The organism is Pedobacter jamesrossensis (assembly GCF_042650905.1).
In the GTDB taxonomy this organism is placed as follows: domain Bacteria; phylum Bacteroidota; class Bacteroidia; order Sphingobacteriales; family Sphingobacteriaceae; genus Pedobacter; species Pedobacter jamesrossensis.
This window is the reverse complement of the sequence record NZ_JBHSBY010000069.1, coordinates 1-2,572: the sequence shown is the minus strand read 5'-3', so window position 1 is coordinate 2,572 and position 2,572 is coordinate 1. Positions and strand designations below refer to the sequence as shown.

Genomic DNA, 2,572 nt, shown 5'->3' with positions numbered 1-2,572 from the left:
AGTCACCCACGACACCCTTGTCTTTAGCTAACACTTCCTACTGCAAAGCGTGTTCGGGATTTGCACCCTATAGTCGATTGCCATGCCCGGCGCACCATAAAAAAAGGTGTACAACTTGCTGTTGCACACCTTTACCTAACCCAACTAATCCACCTTATTTTTTATCAGGCACGAAGTTCATAGAGATAGAATTTACGCAATGACGAGTGTCTTTACTAGTGAATCCTTCGCCTGTAAAAACATGACCTAAATGTGCACCACAATTGGCACAAACAATTTCTGTACGCGAACCATCTGCATCAGGAATCTTTTTAACAGCACCTTTAATTTCATCGTCAAAAGCCGGCCATCCGCAATGCGCATCAAACTTAGTTTCCGAACGATATAGTGCCGCATCACAACGTTTACAAGTGTAAGTTCCTTTGTCAGTTGTTAGTTCGTATTTACCTGTACCAGGATATTCTGTTCCTTTATTTACTATTACTCTTTCTTCTTCGGGTGTTAATGGATTCCAGTTCATTTTCTTTTTTGGTGTTATTTGTTCCGTTTCCTGTGCTTGCTTTGCTTCTTTCTTATCTTGCTTTTGAGCACAAGCAGAAAGACTTGTAATTAAAACAACCGCAGAAATCAAAAATAGTTTATTTAACATCGTTTTCATATATCAATATACGCTATAGATTTGATTTTGGTTTATTGGTTTAATGATTTGGATTAGTGTTTACCTCACCCTGACAAAGTTTGTGGGTTTTGTACTATAGTGCTATCCCTCTCCTGGATGAGAAGGATACAAAGTAGGTGCTTTTAACCCTATAGTTCATAATATAGTTGTGTCTTCATGAAATAAATCCACCAGGACGGCATTCATTTAACCCATTAGTTAGGCTCAGTCGAAAGCATTATAAGATTCCCGCCTGCGCGAGAATGACGAATGAAAACAAAAAAGACAGAAATACAAGCCCTGCTCTGTACACTTCGTGCCTTTTCTTTGCCCCCTTCTGTGGTTAAAAAAGAAAAAGCGTCTCGAACTAAATCGAAACGCTTTCATTTATGTAAATTTTAAAATCTTACTTTGCTAATTCTTCTGCCATTGCAGCACCAATTTCAGCTGGGCTTTCTACTACGCGAATACCACACTCACGCATGATTTTCATTTTAGCAGCAGCCGTATCATCCGCACCACCTACAATCGCACCAGCATGCCCCATTCTACGTCCCGCAGGAGCAGTTTGACCAGCAATGAAACCAACAACAGGCTTAGTACCATTTTCTTTAATCCAACGGGCAGCCTCAGCTTCCATTCCACCACCAATTTCACCAATCATGATGATGCCGTGAGTTTCAGGATCGTTCATTAATAATTTAACCGCTTCAACAGTTGGTGTACCAATAATTGGGTCACCACCGATACCGATAGCAGTTGTGATACCTAAACCAGCTTTAACAACCTGGTCTACAGCTTCGTAAGTTAAAGTCCCTGATTTAGAAACCACACCTACATGACCTTTTTTGAAGATAAAACCTGGCATAATACCAATTTTAGCCTCATCAGCAGTAATTACACCCGGGCAGTTAGGGCCGATAAGGGTAACATCGCGGTCAGAAATATATTCTTTAACCTGAATCATATCCTTAGTCGGGATACCTTCGGTAATACAAACAATAACTTTAATACCGCCTTCGGCAGCTTCCATAATTGCATCAGCAGCAAAAGCTGGCGGTACAAAAATGATAGATACATTTGCTCCTGTTTCTTCAACAGCAGCTGCAACAGTATTAAAAACAGGCTTATCTAAATGTAATTGCCCACCTTTGCCAGGAGTTACACCGCCAACTACGTTTGTACCATACGCTAACATTTGTTCTGCGTGGTAAGTTCCTTCGTTTCCGGTAAAACCCTGAACGATAACCTTAGAATCTTTATTTACTAAAACGCTCATGTATCAATATTTTTTGTGCAAAGCTAATATTATTGACTGGAAAGTCAAACCTAAAAGCATATTATTTACCTCGTTTTTTCAGGAAAATGTAAGGAATTGCAATATGGCTACCTCAGCTCTACTCATTCGGTTTACTTACAAAGTTGCTATGCTCTTGCTAACAACAAAACAAAACGCCTAAATTTACTTTTAAGCTGAAAGCAGAAAAAATAAAGCTGAAAGCTAAAATCCAAAGTCGTAAACCTATGATCAACAAAATATTACCAATTTTATTTTTTGTAGCCAGCCTGGCTACGGTTACTAAAGCACAAATAACCGATACTAGTAAATACATTCTACAAAACGATATTGAAGTAGCCAAGAAAGAACCTGGCACACATAACGGAGGTGGAGAAACTATAGGCTTTAACTTTTTCGGCGATGCTAAAGGCCTTAAAACTATATTTAGGAAAAGAGTTTTAAAACCAGGTTCTTCCATTGGCTATCACTTACAAAAAGAAGATGAAATTTATTATATAATTAGTGGTAATGCAGGGTCAACGCATAAAATTTTCTAAAATTCGTTGTGTTATCCACAAAATGTTAATTTCTGCCTAAGAACTTTTTTATTTTAAAGGCCTGGTTTCATATAGCTT

The 2,572-nt window shown here is 38.5% G+C and carries 3 protein-coding genes; 1 reads left to right on the top strand and 2 read right to left on the bottom strand.

Annotated elements, in window-relative coordinates; translation table 11 throughout:
* Positions 1–154: 154 nt before the first annotated feature.
* Together ACFOUY_RS09080 and sucD are read right to left on the bottom strand one after the other, a co-directional pair.
* Positions 155–658 (bottom strand): methionine-R-sulfoxide reductase, encoded by a 504-nt coding sequence (locus ACFOUY_RS09080; protein ID WP_378960189.1) that lies wholly within the window; start codon positions 656–658, stop codon positions 155–157.
* A 406-nt stretch (positions 659–1,064) separates the two neighbouring features.
* Positions 1,065–1,937, bottom strand: coding sequence for a succinate--CoA ligase subunit alpha (gene sucD / locus ACFOUY_RS09075; RefSeq protein WP_378960188.1), 873 nt, complete (start codon positions 1,935–1,937; stop codon positions 1,065–1,067).
* 245 nt (positions 1,938–2,182) lie between these two features.
* On the opposite strand from sucD, the gene ACFOUY_RS09070 reads away from it, so the two are divergent.
* Positions 2,183–2,494: a cupin domain-containing protein gene (locus ACFOUY_RS09070; protein WP_378960187.1), complete on the top strand. Its 312-nt coding sequence runs from the start codon at positions 2,183–2,185 to the stop codon at positions 2,492–2,494.
* Positions 2,495–2,572 lie beyond the last annotated feature (78 nt).

Excerpts from the sequence above, each read along its gene's own strand:
- sucD (WP_378960188.1), bottom strand. The coding sequence starts at position 1,937 with ATGAGCGTTTTAGTAAATAAAGATTCTAAGGTTATCGTTCAGGGTTTT.
- ACFOUY_RS09080 (WP_378960189.1), bottom strand. The coding sequence starts at position 658 with ATGAAAACGATGTTAAATAAACTATTTTTGATTTCTGCGGTTGTTTTA.
- ACFOUY_RS09070 (WP_378960187.1), top strand. The coding sequence starts at position 2,183 with ATGATCAACAAAATATTACCAATTTTATTTTTTGTAGCCAGCCTGGCT.